The sequence below is a fragment of the Pontixanthobacter luteolus genome, assembly GCF_009828095.1.
Lineage (GTDB): Bacteria > Pseudomonadota > Alphaproteobacteria > Sphingomonadales > Sphingomonadaceae > Pontixanthobacter > Pontixanthobacter luteolus.
Genome location: NZ_WTYP01000001.1, coordinates 1436321 through 1452720, shown reverse-complemented (window position 1 = coordinate 1452720; position 16400 = coordinate 1436321). Strand labels below are relative to the sequence as shown.

Sequence of the window (16400 nt, the reverse complement as noted above, 5' to 3'; positions counted from 1 at the left end):
ATGAGCAAGCAAAACAGCATTCTCGGGCGCCACAAGAAGCTCGAAAAGAACATCACGCTCCTGGCGGCTGGGACACTGGCGGTCGTTGCGATCGGCGGACTGGTGGAAATCGCGCCGCTGTTCTGGATCGATAACACGATCGAGAAGGTGGACGGGATGCGGCCTTACACTCCGCTGGAGCAGGCGGGCCGCGACATCTACATCCGCGAAGGGTGTTATACCTGCCACAGCCAGATGATCCGTCCGTTTCGCGACGAAGTGGAACGCTACGGTCACTACAGTCTGGCAGCGGAGAGTATGTACGATCACCCTTTCCAATGGGGTTCGAAACGTACCGGACCGGATCTGGCGCGCGTTGGCGGGCGGTATTCGGATGACTGGCATGTACAGCATCTGAAGAACCCGCAAAGCGTGGTTCCGCAAAGCATCATGCCGCAATATTCCTTCCTTGCCGAAACCGATCTGAAGGTTGCCGATCCGGCTGCGAATATGCGCGCATTGCAGATGGTCGGCGTGCCATACACTGATGAGCAGATTGAAATGGCCGAAGAGGATCTTCGCGGCCAGGCGGACGAGGCTGGCGATGCCAAGGGTATCGAAGGCCGGTATCCGAAATCGCAGACCCGCGATTATGACGGCAACCCCGCGCGTCTGACCGAACTCGACGCACTGATCGCTTACCTGCAGATGCTGGGTACGCTGGTGGATGTGAACAAGGCTGCGGCGCAGGAAGAACTGGCTGAGGAGAAAGGCCGGTGAGCTTCTACGAAACCTTGCGGCATTTTGCCGACAGCTACGGGCTGGCGCTGATGTTCGTGCTTTTCCTGATGCTGTGCCTGTGGCCGTTCCGGCCGGGATCGGACCGCCACAACCAGACTGCAGCCAATTCGATTTTTAAGGAAGACAGCGATGGCCAATAAGCCAACCGAAGGGCAGCGCGTCGACGAGCCTACTGGCACCGAATTCGTCGGGCATGAATGGGACGGGATCGAGGAACTGGACACCCCGATGCCGCGCTGGTGGGTGTGGACATTTTATCTCACCATCGTGTGGGCGGCGGTGTATGTTGTGCTCTATCCGGCATTGCCAATGCTGGAAAAGGGTACCGAGGGCATTCTCGGCTGGAGCAGCCGCGGCGATCTGGCCAAGGATATGAGCGCCGCCGATCTGGCGCAGCAATCCTTCCGCGAACAGCTCGCTGCGATCGATGTGGTGAAATTGCAGGATAACCCGCAGCTGATGCAGCAGGCGGTTGCTGGCGGGGCTGCCGCTTTCAAGGTCAACTGCGTCCAGTGCCACGGTTCCGGCGCAGCGGGCAGCCAGGGGCTGGGCTATCCCAACCTCGCCGATGATGACTGGCTGTGGGGCGGTGATTTGCAGGCGATCGAATACACGCTGATTCACGGCATCCGCCAACAGGGCGATGATCAGACGCGGTCGAGCATCATGCCGCCATTTGCCGGCGTCTTCAGCGATGAAGAGCTGAACGCGATTACCGATCACGTGATGTCGTTCAGCAAAATGGCGAACAGCAACCCGCTCGGTGCGGAAATCTATGCCAACAATTGCGCATCCTGCCACGGTGCAAACGGTATGGGCGACCGCGCACAGGGCGCACCAAACCTGTCCGATGCGATCTGGCTGTATGGCAACAGCCGCGCTCAGATCCAGAGCCAGATACTGGCACCACGCATGGGTATGATGCCCAAATGGGAAGGGCGGCTGGACCCGGTCACCATCAAGATGCTGGCAGTCTATGTGCATTCGCTCGGCGGCGGTGAAGATGTGATGGAGGTCGCTGAAGACCCGGCGGTCAATCCTGATGAGCAACCCTGACAAACCGATCGAGATAGAGGGCGGGGTCGTCAAAATGGTCGATCCTGCCGCCCATTCGGTTTCTGCCGCAACCGCAAAACCGGAAGCTGCAACCCGCCGCCACGCGCCGGAAGAGCCGCCGCCTGCGCATCTCTATGAGAAGCAGAAAACTGTCCATAACCAGCGCATCGACGGGCGTTTCCGGCGGTTCAAATGGGCGGTGATGATCCTGACGCTGGCGGTGTACTACATCACCCCGTGGATCCGGTGGGACCGCGGCCCATATGCGCCGGACCAGGCGGTTCTGGTCGATCTAGCCGGGCGGCGTTTCTACATGTTCGGCATAGAGATATGGCCGCATGAGTTCTATTTCGTGGCCGGCCTGCTCATCATGGCGGGGATCGGCCTGTTCTTGGTGACCAGCGCGGTCGGCAGGGCCTGGTGCGGCTATGCCTGCCCGCAAACCGTGTGGACCGATCTGTTCCAGCATATCGACCGGCTGGTCGATGGCGACCGTAATGCGCGTATCCGTCTGGATGCCGCACCGTGGGGACCAAGCAAGATCGCCAGGCGCGCGCTAAAATGGACCATCTATCTGGTGATCAGTTTCTGGACCGGCGGCGCGTGGATCATGTACTTCGCCGACGCGCCGACGCTGACCGCGGACTTCTGGACCGGTCAGGCCGCGCCTGTCGCATACACCACAGTTGCCATTCTGACGCTGACGACTTTCGTGCTTGGCGGGTTCATGCGCGAACAGGTTTGCATCTACATGTGTCCGTGGCCGCGTATCCAGACTGCGATGCTCGACGAAAAATCGCTTATCGTGACTTACAAGGACTGGCGCGGTGAACCGCGCGGCAGCCTGAAGAAAGCGCGCAAGGAGCCGGAAAAATTCGGCGACTGTATCGACTGCAAGCAATGTATCGCAGTGTGCCCGACAGGAATCGATATCCGTGAGGGTCCGCAGATCGGCTGCATCACTTGCGCGCTGTGCATCGATGCGTGCGACCGGGTCATGGCTGACATCGGCAAACCGCGCGGATTGATAGACTACGCGACGCTGGAAGATTGCGAGAAAGAAGCTGCCGGCGAAGAACCCCGTCCGGTTTGGAAAGCTTTGCTGAGGCCGCGCACAATTGCCTACACGATGATCTGGGGCAGCATCGGGCTAGCCATCCTGTTCGCCCTGGGTGTGCGCAACCATACGGAGATTTCCGCATCGCCAGATCGGAATCCGCCTTTCATGCTGATGAGCGACGGATCGATCCGCAACGCGTTCACGCTGAAGGTCCGCAACATGGAAAGCCGCCCGCGTGATATGCAAATTGGTCTGGAAGGTCTTCCGGGAGCGGTCATGTGGACTGGCGAAATTGGCCGCGGCGATGCAGCTGTAACGCAAGTTATCAAGGCGCAGGCTGATCAGACCAAGACCATCCGGGCCTACGTCATGGCGCCTGCAGATACGCCCGTCACAGACTTCCGCTTCACCGTCACATCATTGGACGAACAGCGTGAGACCGACACCAGCGAAACGCGCTTTTCCGCGCCAGGAGATAACTGATGGGCAAGCCGCTGACAGGCCGCACGATTTTGGGCATTTTCGTTGCCGGGTTTGGCATCGTTTTTGCCGTGAATTTCTACATGGCGTCGCTGGCAGTCGGCGGCTTCAGCGGGGTCGTGGTCAAAAACTCCTACGTCGCCAGTCAGGAATTCAATGGATGGCTGGAACAGGCGGAAAAACAGGATCGCCTAGGCTGGAGTGCTGAAGTCACCAAGGCACAGGCGGGGCATTTCTCTGTCGCGACCAAAGGCGTGCCGGAAGGGGCGGCAGTTTCCGCAACCGCACGCAGGCCGCTTGGTCAGCCGGAAACTGTCGACGTCGAATTCACGCAGGGCGCACCCGGCAATTACGTTTCGACACGTCCGCTCGCAGATGGCCGCTGGATCGTTCGTCTGGTCATCACTGATGGCGTGTCCCGCTGGATTGAAGAATTGCACGTTTCATGACCGCTCCGGCCACCATCGCGGCCGATACGGCGCAAGAGCTGGTGGACACACGCTTTACCGTTCCGGGGATGCGCTGTGCGGGCTGTATTGCAAAAATCGAACGCGGGCTGGCGGAGGTTGACGGGGTCGAGAGCGCACGGGTCAATTTTTCTGCCAAGCGTGTCGCGGTGCGCCATACGAAATCGCTGAGCGAAGATCACCTTACGCAGGCGCTGCTCGAACTTGGGTTCGAAGCGCAGGCTGCCGCGGTCAATCCGCTTGCTGAAGATGACCGCGAATCCAAGGCACTGCTGCGGGCGCTGGCGGTTGCCGGGTTCGGAATGATGAACATCATGCTGTTGTCGGTCAGTATCTGGGCGGGGGCAGGCGGCGCAACGCGCGAGATGTTCCACTGGCTGTCCGGCCTGATCGCACTGCCGGTCATTGCCTATGCAGGCAGACCGTTCTTCTCCTCCGCATTGATGGCGCTGCGGTATCGTAGAACCAACATGGACGTGCCGATTTCGATCGGCGTTCTGCTGGCCACCGGTCTGAGCATGTACGAAACACTCTACGGCGGCGGTCATGCCTATTTCGAAAGCGCAGTCATGCTGCTGTTCTTCCTGCTGGCGGGGCGCGCGCTCGATTCCATGATGCGCAACAAGATGCGCGCGGGCATTGGATCATTGCTCGGCCGGATGGGGCGCAGCGCGAGCGTGTTTCAAGGCGACGGATCGCTCTCGAGAATACCGGCTGACGAACTGGAACCGGGGATGCTGATGCTGGTCGCGTCGGGCGAGGCATTGGCCGCAGACGGAGTAATCGAACAAGGCAGCGGCGCGATAGACAACGCCATGCTGACTGGCGAAAGCGCGCCGCAGACTGTCGCCAGGGACAGCGCAGTTCACGCTGGTGCGATCAACTTGCTGGACCCCTTGCAAGTCAGGATCACCGCCGCCGCATCGGACACTGCGATTGCAGAGATCGCGCGCCTGATGGATGAGGCCGGGCAATCGCGCAGCCGATATGTCCGGATTGCTGACCGTGCAGCGCGGCTTTACGCGCCTGCCGTCCATTCACTGTCTGCGCTGGCATTTGCGGGATGGATGATAGCCGGGGCCGGGTGGCATCAATCGCTGGTGATTGCCATCGCTGTACTGATTATCACCTGTCCGTGTGCGATGGGACTGGCCGTTCCGGCAGCGCAGGTTGTTGCCAGCAACGCCCTGATCAAGCGCGGCGTTCTGGTGAAGGATGGCAGCGCGCTGGAAAGGCTTGCGGAGGTTGATACCGCTCTGTTCGACAAGACAGGCACCTTGACGCTTGGCGAAGCGCGTGCGGATGTCGAGGATCTGAGCGAAGCCGAGCGAGCAATCGGTCTGGCGCTTGCGCAGCAGAGCCGGCATCCGTTGAGTAAGGGTTTGGCAAGATCGCTTGGCTTGGCAAAGACTGCCCCGGCAGTGCTGAGCGATGTAAGCGAAGTGGGCGGTGCCGGTGTCTATGCGCGATGCGGCGGTGTCGATGTGGCGTTGGAAAAACCGGCGGGCGCGGTGTCGGCGATGGCCGTTTCTCTGCGTATTGGAGATGAAACGAAGCTGATCCGTTTCACCGATCAGATGCGCGCCGATGCAGGGGACACAGTTTCCCGTCTGGGCACATTGGGCATTACATCTGCGATCATGTCGGGCGACCGGCAGGATGCAGTGGACGAAATGGGCCGGGCGCTCGAAATCGAAGGCCAAGGCAATATGTTGCCGGCTGAAAAGCTGGAAAGGCTTTATGCGATGAAAGCCGCAGGCAGACTTCCCCTCATGGTCGGCGATGGCCTCAACGATGGACCCGCGCTGGCGGCGGCGCATGCCTCCATCGCGCCGGGCACGGCCAGCGACGCCAGCCAGCAGGCCGCCGATGCCGTGTTTCTGGGCGAAAAACTGATGCCGGTGGTCGATGCGATCCGGGTTGCCCGCCGGACAATGGTAATCGTGCGGCAGAACTTCGGATTTGCTATCGGATACAATGTGCTGGCCGTGCCGCTGGCCTTGGCCGGGCTGGTCACGCCGCTGATCGCAGCGATTGCGATGTCGCTCAGTTCTGTAGTGGTCGTTGCCAATTCGCTGCGACTGGCGAGGGCTGCAAAGTGAGCGGCCTTGCCATTCTGATCCCGATTGCGCTCGGCATGGGCGGCCTCGGCCTCGCGGTGTTCTTCTGGGCTATGAAAAACGGCCAATTCGACGATCTGGACGGCGCTGCGAACCGGGTTCTGATCGATGATGAAGAGGACGCGCTGTGAACTTTTCTCTCGCTGCGATCGGGGTTCTGCTGCCGGTTATGATCGGTCCGCTGCCTGCGGACGATGGGATGCAGGTTTTGCAGGTGCAGCTCTGTTCGGGCGGTGCGATCTCGATCCCGATTGGTGAACAGGAAACGCCGCCTGGACAGCCATGCCCCGCGAAGGCGTGCCATGCGGGCGCTTGCCGCAAGAAAATTTGATCTGACGCAAAGACGCCTGCCGGTAATGCGGCCACACAGGCTGGCATGTGGCCTTATCATCCAGACCTGCTGGCGACCCCGGTCCCCCGCTATACGAGCTTTCCCACCGCAGCAGAATTCGCAGCCGTGGACCCCGGCGCCTATCGCAATGCGTTGATGCAGGCAGAGGGCGAGATATCGCTCTACGTCCATATCCCATTCTGCGAGAAGATTTGCTTCTACTGCGGATGCAACACCGGTGCTGCAGGTCGCAGGCAGCGGGTGGTTTCCTATCTCGATGCCTTGCACAGCGAAATCGAAACGATTGCCGCCCTGCTGCCCGATAGCGCCCACATCGGGCGCATTGCGTTCGGCGGCGGCAGCCCGAATGCGATCACGCCAGAGGATTTTGAACGACTGACTGCTGCATTGCAGGACAATTTCGACTGCCCTGATCCTGTGTTTTCGATCGAACTCGATCCGCGAACGATGACTGAAGAATGGGCCGCAACAATCGCCCGCACCGGAATAGACCGGGCAAGCCTGGGCGTGCAGACATTCGCGGCGCAGTGTCAGAAGGCGATTGGCAGGGTTCAGTCAGAAGAAATGATCGTGCAAACGGTCAACTGGCTGCGCGATGCCGGTGTCACCTCGCTCAATTTCGATCTCATGTATGGCTTGCCCGAGCAGACTGAAGGCGATTTGCTCGACACATTGCATCGTACACGCGTGCTTGGCGCTGATCGGATCGCGTTGTTCGGATATGCCCATGTACCCCACATCGTGCCGCGTCAGCGGGCTATCGATGCCAGCAACATGGCCGGACAGGACGGGCGTTTTGCAATGGCCAAGCTCGGATATTCCTATCTCTGCACGCACGGCTACGTGCCGGTGGGCTTTGATCATTTTGCGAAACCGGGCGGCGATCCGCTAGCCCACGCGGCACTATGCGGCGGGCTGAGGCGCAATTTCCAGGGGTACACCGATGACCGCGCAAATACGCTGATCGGACTGGGCAGTTCGGCAATCAGCAGCTTCCCCGGCCTGCTCGCCCAGAACGAGAAGAACAGCGGGCGCTACAGGATGCAAGCTTCGCAGGGCCGGCTGACGGCCAGCCACGGCATCCTTCGTTCGGATGACGACCAGAAACGCGGTGCGATCATCGAATCGCTGCTGTGTCAGGGACACGCACGGATACCAGAGGCGATTCGCAGCGAGATCGCTGGCAGGCTGTGTCCGTTTACCGTTCGTGGCCTGGCTGCAATGGAGGGGGATTACCTGACCATCCTGCCAGATGGATTGCCATATACGCGTACAATCGCCGCGCTGGTTGACCCTTACCACGCAGAATCGCAGCGGCGTTTCAGTTCCGCCGTTTAGGCCCGGTTGGGCCGTGTTTGCACTGTAGGGGAATGGTGGGCGATGACAGGCTCGAACTGCCGACCCTCTCGGTGTAAACGAGATGCTCTACCAACTGAGCTAATCGCCCGATATCCATCGGAAGCGCCCTAATAACGCCCAAAGGTGCAAAATCAATCGCCAAAGTGGATTTCTTTGAACCTTTTTTTGCACACGGCTAAGGCCGCGGCATGAGCGACAAGCATATCAAGGTGTTCGCCACGGGCGGAACTATCGCCGGAGTGGCCGGTTCGGCGACGCGGCGCGACTACCGGCCGGGCCAGATCGGCATTGCCGATTTCCTGTCGGAGATGGATCGGATCGGCCTGTCTGCCAACCTGGTTGGCGAACAATTTGCCAATATCGGTTCGGAAGATATCGGGCCGCAGCTGTGGCACCGCCTGCACGATGCGGCGACGCGCGCGATGGCGGACGAGGATTGCCGCGGTATCATCATTACCCACGGGACTGACACAGCAGAAGAAACTGCGTTCCTGCTGGACCAGACGCTACCGACGACGAAGCCGGTCGTCGTTGTGGGCGCTATGCGCGCTGCCGATGCAGTGGGCAGTGACGGATTGCGCAATTTCGCCAATGCCGTGCGCGTGGCGGGCGATTCCGATGCGGCCGGTCGCGGCGTTCTGCTGGTCATGAGTGACCGCGTGTTTGCCGCCCGCGATGCGCGCAAGGCGCACACAGAGATGACGGATGCGTTCAAAGCGTTCCCACGCGGCCCGGTGGGGCACGTTACGCCGACCTCGCTGGAATGGTTCGGCCCGCCGTGGCGGACGGGCGAACCGGCGCGATATGAATTTTACGAAGATATGCCCAAGGTCTCGATTCTTTACGCCTATGCCGGAATGTCACCCGACAATGTTGCTCAGGCGCTGGAAGGCGGCGCGAAGGGTATCGTGCTGGCGGGGTTTGGTCACGGAAACGCGCCGCGCGGAATTCGTGATGCGCTGGCCGAAGCGGTTCGGCAGGGCGTTCCGGTGGTTCGCGCATCGCGCGTGGACGAAGGGCTGGTCGACCGTGAGCCGGAGGATGATACCGCCGGCTTCGTTGCGGCGCGGGCACTTGGCCCTGCACGGGCGCGTATTTTGCTGCAGTTGCTGCTTGCGAACGGGATCACCGACCCCACTCGCATACAACAGGAATTCAGCCGACGCTGACGTACTAAATTATCAGCTGTGCGGCGTGACGAGGTATTTCTCGCCGGTTTTCATTGCCCGGTAATCCAGCACGGCTTCCTTGGTCAGCATCTCTTCAAGGTTGACCTTGGTCTTGTAGCTGCTGGCGAAGGTGGTGGTCAGGTTGTCGAGCACGCGCTGGCGCATGCGGGTGACGGTTTCCATTCCGGCATTGGCGAGAAACGGCGTCAGCAGCCAGCCCGAAAGCGTCCAGCCAAAACCATAGCTCGGAGTCAGAATGGTCGGGCCCATATCGAGGCGGCCATAGATGAACATGCGCTTCTGCTGGTTTGAACCATAGCGGCTGTATTCGGTCATTTTCGACACAGCGACCTGTTCCATCGCCTTGAACACGTTGTCGGTCGCCTGACCGCCGCCAATCGGATCGAAACCGTAAAAGGCGTCAGTCGCATCGATCGCTTCGCGCAGCTGCTTCATGAAATCATCGTCGGATGAATTGACGACATGCTTCGCGCCAAGTCCCTTGAGCAGGTCGACATGGTCCGCCTTGCGCACGATGTTGACGAGTTCGAGGCCGTCTTCCTGACAGATCTTGATCAGCATCTGACCAAGGTTTGACGCCGCGGCCGTGTGCACGATCGCGTTTTGGCCATCCATCTTGGCATTCTCGACAAAACCGAGCGCAGTCATCGGATTGACGAATGCCGATGCGCCGTCTTCCACCGAATGATCGCCAAGCGGCAGGCACATCGTGGCATCGGCAATGCAATACTGGCTGTAGGCGCTGCCGGGGACGCAGGCGACGCGCTGACCGACCAGAGCCTTCGCCATGTCGCTGTCGCCCGCTGCGACAACCGTGCCGGCACCTTCGTTACCGGCGGGCAGTTTCTGGCCGTGGCGGGCCTTGGAACCGGTGTTGAAGGGTTCCGGCATTTTCGCGACGAATTTGCCGTTGCTGTATTCGGCATTTTCCAGATCGGCGGCACTGGTCAGGATCGCGAGGTCCGACGGGTTGATCGGGGCCGCTTCCATCTTGACGAGCACCTGATTGTCTGTCGGTTCGGGGAACGAAACATCTTCAATGGCGACGGTCAGTGTGCCGTCGCTTTCGAGCGTTGTGAAAAGCTGTTTGCCTGTGGTGGTCATCTCTCGTTCTCCTGGATGTTATGTTTTGTCGGGATATTTGGCTGATACGAAATAGAGGCCGTAGGGCGGGGCATTCAACCCCAGCGCCTGCCTATCTTTTGTTTCAAGTGCAGCAGCGACTCTCTGCTTGTCCCACCGGCCCATGCCCACATAGGCGAGGCATCCGACCATTGACCGGACCTGATGATGCAGGAAACTGCGCGCCTCTGCTTCGATAAAGACCCATTCATCGCGGCGATAGACATTGAGCCGGTCGAGCGTTTTTACCGGGCTTTGCGCCTGGCAGTTGACCGACCGGAAGGTGGTGAAATCATGCTGGCCGACCAGCACCTGCGCTGCGTCGTGCATCGCCGCCTCGTCCAGATGCTGCGGCACCTGCCAGGCACGGTTTTTCTCGATCGTCAGCGGCGCACGGCGGTTGCAGATGCGGTAAATGTAACTGCGCCCCTCGCATGAAAAGCGCGCGTGCCAGTCATCGGGCACGATTTCGCAATGCGTCACGGCAATTGGGTGGGGACGCAAATGAGCGTTCAGCGCCTCGGAAACCTTGAAAGTGGGCCATTCGCGTTCAAGATCGATATGCGCACGCATCGCATAAGCGTGGACACCGGTGTCGGTGCGCCCTGCCGATTGCATCCGCACCTGTTCGCCGCAGAACGCCTCTACGGCTTCTTCCACGGCCTGCTGGACGCTGGGACCATGCGTTTGGCGTTGCAGCCCCATGAACGGGGTGCCGTCAAATTCCAGAGTGAGCGCGTAACGGGTCAAGCGAACTGCGTCCCTTCGGGCACCGGCACGCCGCGCAGAAATTCGTCTGCGTCCATTTTCGGCTTTCCGGCTCGCTGGATGCGGACCAGCCGCAATGCACCGGTTCCGCAGGCGATGGTCAGCATGTCGTCCAGGGTGGCACCTGGCGTTCCCTGGCCCGCAGCCAGTTCCGCCTTCAAGACTTTTACGCGTTCACCGTTCATCTCAAACCATGCGCCAGGGAAGGGGGCAAGCGCGCGTATCTTCCGCTCGATAACCTCTGCATCCTCCGACCAATCGATCTTCGCCTCTGCCTTGTCGATCTTGGGCGCATGGGTCGCATCCTCATCGTCCTGTTCGACCGGGTGGTGGAAGCTCAGATTACGGACGGTGCCGACCATCAATTGCGCGCCCAGTTCGGCCAGTTCCTCGGTCAATTCGCCCGTCGTCTTGTCATCAATCGGTGTGCGAACGGTGGCCAGCATCGGGCCTGTGTCGAGCCCGGCCTCCATCTGCATGATGGTGACGCCGGTCACCGGGTCGCCGGCCATGATCGCGCGGTGAATTGGTGCCGCACCGCGCCAGCGCGGCAGGATCGACGCGTGGACGTTGAGGCAGCCATGCACCGGAATATCGAGAATCGCCTGCGGCAAGATCATCCCGTACGCTGCGACAATCGCGATGTCGGGTTCCAGCGCGGCAAATGCTTCCTGCGCTTCAGCAGTTTTCAGCGATGTCGGGCAGCGAACCTCGATACCGAGTATCTCGGCCTCTTTCTGCACCGGCGATGGTTGCAGTTTCTTGCCGCGCCCAGCGGGGCGGGGCGGCTGGGTATAAACCGCAACGATCGTGTGGCCGGCTTTGTGCAGGGCGTTGAGCGTCGGCACCGCAAAGTCGGGTGTTCCCATGAAAATGATGCGCATGGCGGGGTCTCTCGGCCTTCCTATTAAGCGCGGCAAGCCCTATCTTCGCCGGCATGGCATCGCAAGAGATCGAAACACTCAGTTCTGCATTGGCGCGGTTGCCCGGGCTTGGCCCGCGTTCCGCGCGGCGTGCGGTGTTGTGGCTGGTCAAACGCCGCGAAACTGCGCTGGCGCCTCTGCTGGACGCGCTTCTCGCGGTGCAGGACAGGCTGGTCGAATGCGAGATTTGCAGCAATGTCGATACGCAGCAACCATGCGGCATCTGCGCCGACCCGCGCCGCGACCAGCGTTCGATCTGCGTGGTGGAGGATGTGTCCGATCTGTGGGCGCTCGACCGGGCAAAGCTGTTCACCGGGCGTTACCATGTGCTGGGCGGGAAACTGTCAGCGATGGACGGAATCCGGCCCGAAGACCTGAATATCGGCTCGCTCCTCGACCGTGTATCGGTTGGCGGGATCGACGAGATCGTTCTGGCGATGAATGCCACGCTGGAAGGGCAAACGACCGCGCATTACATTGCTGAACGGCTGGAGGAATTTCCGGTACGTATCACTCAGCTGGCGCACGGCCTGCCGGTTGGCGGTGAACTCGATTATCTCGACGAAGGAACGTTGGCGCAGGCGCTGCGTGCGCGCAGACCGGTCGATTGAGCGTCTGCTGCGGCTTGCGATAGGGCGAAACCCACCCTAAATAGGGCGCATGGCTATCCGTGAAATTCTTGAAGTGCCGGACCCCCGGCTCAAAACCGTCTCGACCCCTGTCGATGTGTTCGATGACGAACTGAAGACGCTCGTCGAAGACATGTTCGAAACCATGTACGACGCGCCCGGTATCGGCCTTGCGGCGATCCAGGTCGGCGTTCCCAAGCGCGTTCTGGTGATCGATCTTCAAGAACCGGACATGGATGCGGAGCCGGAGGAATGCGGTCATGATCACGGTGACGGTCAGGGATCGCACAAGCACTATCCGGTGAAGAAAGAGCCGCGCGTATTCATCAATCCGGAGATTCTTGATCCGGCGGAAGAACTCGCGACTTATCAGGAAGGCTGCCTTTCGGTTCCGGAAATCTATGCCGATGTCGACCGTCCGGCGACCTGCCGCGTCCGCTATCAGGATCTGGACGGCAAAACGCACGAAGAAGACCTAGATGGTCTGATGGCGACCTGCATCCAGCACGAAATGGATCACCTCGAAGGTATTCTGTTCATCGACCACCTTAGCCGGTTGAAAAAACAGATGGCGATCAAGAAGCTGAACAAGCTGCGCCGCGCGGCCTGATCGTCAAACACCCAGCAGCAGACCAGAAACAGAAAAGCCCCCGATTTTCGGGGGCTTTTTGTTTGTCGGCGGTGCTTATGCCGATCAGGCGGCCTGACGCATCTGGCTTAGCGCTTTCAGACAATCGTCGGCACATTCACGGCACATCTGCGCGCACCGGCGGCAATGGTCGTTATCGTGCTTGGAACACTCGTCGAAACATGCCTCGCAAGCTGCAACGCAGGTACGCAGCATAGCCTCGATCACGCCGACATTTCCAGCGGTGCGGCGGGTGGCGACGCGGTAGGTCGCGGTGCAAATGTCCGAGCAATCCATGCACAGGCGGATGCATTCGCGCATATTGCCTTCTTCGGCGCTGCACGCATCGGCGCAGCTGTTGGCTATCGCCGCGCAATACATCGCGTGCTTGACCGCCTCGCCCAGATGTTCGTTGTAATCGGCCCCGACTTGGGGGTGATCCTGGATCATTTCCTTGATCGACATGAATAATCTCCTTTTCCATGGATCAGCGAACGAGGCAGGGGATTGGTTCCAGATGGAGCTTGGATTGGCCAAACGTTCCAGCTATGTTCCGTAAATGGACATTATTGGATTGATAGCCGCGCTAATTGCTTTGGTGGTTGGCGGCGCGCTCGGATTTTTTGTTGGCTCCCGGCCCGTAGCCGATTGGAAAACGCGCTATGAGCAACGCGACGCTGAGGCCAAGGAAGCATCGGACAAGGTTGGCCGCATGGCGCCTGAACTGGCAACCATGAGCGACCGCGCCTCGCGTGCGGATAAACTGGCGGAAAGGCTCGATCGCACCAGCGAGGAACTCACCGCGCTGAAGGCGCAGGCCGCCGGGTTCGCGGAACAAAAGCGATTGCTTGAAGAATCGCGCGAAAAACTGCTGAAGGAATTCGAGAATACCGGCGCGAAGGTGCTTGGCGCGGCGCAGGAGAAATTCCTTGAGCGAGCGAACGAGCGGCTGGGTCATTCGGAAAAGACATCGGAAGAGAAGATCAAGGCGCTGCTCCAGCCTGTGGGCGACCGGCTGAAGAAATACGAGGACCAGGTTACCGCGCTGGAGGAGAAGCGCACAAATGCTTTCACCTCGCTCAACACGCAGATCGAACAGATGCGCCTTGGCCAGGAAGAAGTCCGGCGCGAGGCGCAAAAGCTGAGCAATTCACTGACGGCCGGGCCAAAGGCTCGCGGCCGTTGGGGGGAACGGGCGCTGCAGAACGTGCTCGAACAATGCGGCCTCTCGCAGCACACCGATTTCAATCTGGAACAATCGATTGATACGGATGAGGGCCGCTTGCGGCCGGATGCCATCGTCAACGTGCCCGGCCAGAAGAAACTGGTTATCGATGCAAAGGTTTCGCTCAACGCCTATCAGGAAGCGTTTGAAACTGATGACGACAATGTGCGCAAGGCCGCACTGAGCGCTCACGCCAAATCGATGCGTGGCCACGTTCAGCAATTGGGCGCGAAAAGTTATCAGAGCCAGTTCGATGACGCGCCTGATTACGTGGTGATGTTTGTGCCCGGCGAGCACTTCGTCGCCGCCGCGCTGGAAGCTGATCCGGACCTGTGGGATTTCGCCTTCCAGAACGGTGTCTTGCTGGCCACGCCGACCAATCTGGTCGCCATTGCACGCACCATCGCGCAGGTTTGGCGGCAGGATCAGCTGGCCGATGAAGCACGTGAAATCGGGAAGGCCGGGGCTGAACTTTACGAACGGCTTGCTGTTGCATCACAGCATTTGAAGCGGGTCGGTTCCGGCCTCGAAACGGCGGTCGGCAATTACAACAAGTTCGTCGGCAGCTTTGAACGCAATGTCCTGTCTTCGGGCAAGCGACTGGCTGAGAAGGGCATCGAAATAGGCAAGCGCGAGATCGAAGAGGTTCCTCTGGTGGAATCGGCCCCGCGCTATACCGCTGCCGACGTGCGATCTGACGAGCAGGCTTCCCTGCCGGATCAGTCCAGCGACGCCAGCACTTCGTAAGCGAGGACAGCGCCCGCAACCGCAGCGTTCAGGCTGTCGGCGCGGCCTTTCATCGGCATCGTGACGCGCAAGTCGCACTCGGCCTCATATTCCTCTGGCAGACCGCGCGATTCGTTGCCGACCAGAATGAAACAGGGTCCGGCATAAGGGGCGCCGCGATAGGGCACTGCATCACGCAGGCTTGCTGCGACCAGCTGGCCATCGCCTGCGCGCAGCCATGTGACGAAATCCGCCCAGTCTGCCTGCGCCACCTGCTGAGTGAAAATCGCCCCCATGCTGGCGCGAACGGCCTCCACGGAAAAAGGATCGGCGCAGTCGTCAATCAGGATCAGGCCGCCGGCCCCGACCGCATCGCAGGTGCGCAGCATGGTCCCCAGATTGCCCGGGTCGCGCAGCGCCTGAGCGACCATCCAGATGTCAGCCGAGCTTCGGTCCAGCGCGCTCAGGGACGTGTCGAATTCACTGAACACCCCCGCCACGGCCTGCGGGTTATCCTTGCCTGTAATCTTGGTAAGGATATCGGCGGTGGTTTCGATAATCTCACCGCCATGTGCCTCGACTGCGCCTTCCAGCTCGGTCAGCAAAGCGTGCGGATCGCGTCCCTTGGCCATGACCAGCGTTTCCGGCAGGCGCCCGCATTCACGGGCATCGGTCAGCAATCGCAGCCCTTCGGCCAAGAATTTGCCTTCGCGCTTGCGGTGTTTCTTGTCGCGCAGACTGCGCAGGTATTTGACCGTCGGATTGGAGAATCCGGTGATTTCGCGCCGACCTGCAAAGGACATTATTCTTCGCCGAAGCCGTCTTCGACCAGCGCGCCAAGTTCGTGCAGGACCGCGTCGCTGTTTTCGCCGGTGACGATCAAATCGATCGTATCGCCCTTCGCCGCGCCCAGCATCATCAGGCCCAGGATCGAACCGCCTGCGGCCTCGTTACCATCCTTGGCGACCTTTACGTCGACGCCTGCTGGCAAGGCGGCCACTGCGCCGACGAATTTTGCGCTGGCCCGCGCGTGGAGACCGCGCTGGTTGACGATGGTGATTGTGCGGCGAACTTCGCTCATGATGCCTTTGCCTCGGCATTCTCCTGGCCAAGGAATTCGGATGCGATGGTGATATAGTTGCGGCCCGCATCGCGTGCGGCCATCGCGGTCGTCAGCAAATCGTTCTTCTTGCGTGCGCCCGCCAGCCTGATCAGCATGGGCAGATTGATCCCGGCGATGACTTCGACCCGGCCCTTGTCCAGCAGCGAAATCGCCAGGTTGGACGGTGTGCCTCCGAACAGGTCTGTCAAAATGATGACACCGGCACCGCTATCGACATCTTCGATTGCAGAGGCGATTTCCGCGCGGCGGGCCTCCATATCGTCGTTCGGGCCGATGCAGATCGTGGCGATCGCATCCTGCTTGCCGACGACATGCTCCATCGCATTGACGAATTCGTTGGCGAGATCGCCGTGCGTAACCAGAATGACTCCAATCATGGTCGGCGCATGTGT

Annotated in this window: 20 protein-coding genes and 1 tRNA gene; 13 read left to right on the top strand and 8 right to left on the bottom strand. The window is 60.3% G+C overall.

Annotated elements, in window-relative coordinates:
• Genes ccoO through hemN form a run of 9 tightly spaced genes read left to right on the top strand, consistent with a single transcriptional unit; the run spans nt 1 to nt 7653 of the window.
• Entirely contained in the window at nt 1–759 is a 759-nt protein-coding gene (ccoO, locus tag GRI43_RS07075; protein WP_160730305.1) for a cytochrome-c oxidase, cbb3-type subunit II, read from the top strand.
• The gene (locus GRI43_RS07070; protein WP_160730304.1) at nt 756–920 is read left to right on the top strand and encodes a cbb3-type cytochrome c oxidase subunit 3; all 165 of its coding nucleotides are present in this window, start codon (nt 756–758) and stop codon (nt 918–920) included. Before ccoO ends, GRI43_RS07070 begins: the two co-directional genes overlap by 4 nt.
• Complete coding sequence (gene ccoP / locus GRI43_RS07065) at nt 910–1836, top strand: cytochrome-c oxidase, cbb3-type subunit III (protein WP_160730303.1); 927 nt, start codon at nt 910–912, stop codon at nt 1834–1836. The genes GRI43_RS07070 and ccoP overlap by 11 nt, the downstream gene beginning before the upstream one ends.
• Nucleotides 1823–3379, top strand: a complete 1557-nt coding sequence (gene ccoG, locus GRI43_RS07060; RefSeq protein ID WP_235903627.1) for a cytochrome c oxidase accessory protein CcoG — start codon at nt 1823–1825, stop codon at nt 3377–3379. Before ccoP ends, ccoG begins: the two co-directional genes overlap by 14 nt.
• Entirely contained in the window at nt 3379–3825 is a 447-nt protein-coding gene (locus GRI43_RS07055; protein WP_160730302.1) for a FixH family protein, read from the top strand. The genes ccoG and GRI43_RS07055 overlap by 1 nt, the downstream gene beginning before the upstream one ends.
• The gene (locus tag GRI43_RS07050; protein WP_160730301.1) at nt 3822–5945 is read left to right on the top strand and encodes a heavy metal translocating P-type ATPase; all 2124 of its coding nucleotides are present in this window, start codon (nt 3822–3824) and stop codon (nt 5943–5945) included. Before GRI43_RS07055 ends, GRI43_RS07050 begins: the two co-directional genes overlap by 4 nt.
• Nucleotides 5942–6094: a cbb3-type cytochrome oxidase assembly protein CcoS gene (gene ccoS, locus GRI43_RS07045; RefSeq protein ID WP_160730300.1), complete on the top strand. Its 153-nt coding sequence runs from the start codon at nt 5942–5944 to the stop codon at nt 6092–6094. Before GRI43_RS07050 ends, ccoS begins: the two co-directional genes overlap by 4 nt.
• Nucleotides 6091–6294 (top strand): hypothetical protein, encoded by a 204-nt coding sequence (locus GRI43_RS13860; RefSeq protein WP_202391682.1) that lies wholly within the window; start codon nt 6091–6093, stop codon nt 6292–6294. The genes ccoS and GRI43_RS13860 overlap by 4 nt, the downstream gene beginning before the upstream one ends.
• Nucleotides 6295–6339: 45 nt before the next feature.
• Nucleotides 6340–7653 (top strand): oxygen-independent coproporphyrinogen III oxidase, encoded by a 1314-nt coding sequence (gene hemN, locus GRI43_RS07040; RefSeq protein ID WP_160730299.1) that lies wholly within the window; start codon nt 6340–6342, stop codon nt 7651–7653.
• Nucleotides 7654–7686: 33 nt separating this feature from the next.
• On the opposite strand, the gene GRI43_RS07035 is transcribed toward hemN, so the two are convergent.
• Nucleotides 7687–7762 (bottom strand) — tRNA-Val (locus tag GRI43_RS07035).
• A 100-nt stretch (nt 7763–7862) separates the two neighbouring features.
• Between GRI43_RS07035 and GRI43_RS07030 the strand changes: the two genes are divergently transcribed.
• Nucleotides 7863–8843 carry an asparaginase gene (locus tag GRI43_RS07030; protein ID WP_160730298.1) on the top strand — a complete coding sequence of 327 codons (981 nt, stop codon included), beginning with the start codon at nt 7863–7865 and terminating at the stop codon, nt 8841–8843.
• Between the two features lie 12 nt (nt 8844–8855).
• On the opposite strand, the gene GRI43_RS07025 is transcribed toward GRI43_RS07030, so the two are convergent.
• Genes GRI43_RS07025 through fmt form a run of 3 tightly spaced genes read right to left on the bottom strand, consistent with a single transcriptional unit; the run spans nt 8856 to nt 11638 of the window.
• The gene (locus GRI43_RS07025) at nt 8856–9968 is read right to left on the bottom strand and encodes a zinc-binding dehydrogenase (RefSeq protein WP_160730297.1); all 1113 of its coding nucleotides are present in this window, start codon (nt 9966–9968) and stop codon (nt 8856–8858) included.
• 18 nt (nt 9969–9986) lie between these two features.
• Complete coding sequence (gene truA / locus GRI43_RS07020; RefSeq protein ID WP_160730296.1) at nt 9987–10736, bottom strand: tRNA pseudouridine(38-40) synthase TruA; 750 nt, start codon at nt 10734–10736, stop codon at nt 9987–9989.
• Complete coding sequence (gene fmt, locus GRI43_RS07015; protein WP_160730295.1) at nt 10733–11638, bottom strand: methionyl-tRNA formyltransferase; 906 nt, start codon at nt 11636–11638, stop codon at nt 10733–10735. Before fmt ends, truA begins: the two co-directional genes overlap by 4 nt.
• Before the next feature lie 53 nt (nt 11639–11691).
• On the opposite strand from fmt, the gene recR reads away from it, so the two are divergent.
• Both recR and def read left to right on the top strand, forming a co-directional pair.
• Entirely contained in the window at nt 11692–12288 is a 597-nt protein-coding gene (gene recR / locus GRI43_RS07010; protein WP_160730294.1) for a recombination mediator RecR, read from the top strand.
• A 49-nt stretch (nt 12289–12337) separates the two neighbouring features.
• A complete protein-coding gene (gene def, locus GRI43_RS07005; protein WP_160730293.1) occupies nt 12338–12916 on the top strand; it encodes a peptide deformylase in 579 nt (192 codons plus the stop codon).
• Between the two features lie 84 nt (nt 12917–13000).
• On the opposite strand, the gene GRI43_RS07000 is transcribed toward def, so the two are convergent.
• Entirely contained in the window at nt 13001–13399 is a 399-nt protein-coding gene (locus GRI43_RS07000; RefSeq protein WP_160730292.1) for a four-helix bundle copper-binding protein, read from the bottom strand.
• Between the two features lie 94 nt (nt 13400–13493).
• Between GRI43_RS07000 and GRI43_RS06995 the strand changes: the two genes are divergently transcribed.
• Nucleotides 13494–14906, top strand: coding sequence for a DNA recombination protein RmuC (locus GRI43_RS06995; protein WP_160730291.1), 1413 nt, complete (start codon nt 13494–13496; stop codon nt 14904–14906).
• On the opposite strand, the gene GRI43_RS06990 is transcribed toward GRI43_RS06995, so the two are convergent.
• The 3 genes from GRI43_RS06990 to GRI43_RS06980 are packed head-to-tail and all read right to left on the bottom strand — an operon-like array spanning nt 14879 to nt 16385.
• Nucleotides 14879–15688, bottom strand: a complete 810-nt coding sequence (locus GRI43_RS06990; protein WP_160730290.1) for a TrmH family RNA methyltransferase — start codon at nt 15686–15688, stop codon at nt 14879–14881. The genes GRI43_RS06995 and GRI43_RS06990 overlap by 28 nt on opposite strands.
• Nucleotides 15688–15966 (bottom strand): HPr family phosphocarrier protein, encoded by a 279-nt coding sequence (locus GRI43_RS06985; RefSeq protein ID WP_160730289.1) that lies wholly within the window; start codon nt 15964–15966, stop codon nt 15688–15690. Before GRI43_RS06985 ends, GRI43_RS06990 begins: the two co-directional genes overlap by 1 nt.
• A complete protein-coding gene (locus GRI43_RS06980; protein ID WP_160730288.1) occupies nt 15963–16385 on the bottom strand; it encodes a PTS sugar transporter subunit IIA in 423 nt (140 codons plus the stop codon). Before GRI43_RS06980 ends, GRI43_RS06985 begins: the two co-directional genes overlap by 4 nt.
• Between the last annotated feature and the right edge of the window lie 15 nt (nt 16386–16400).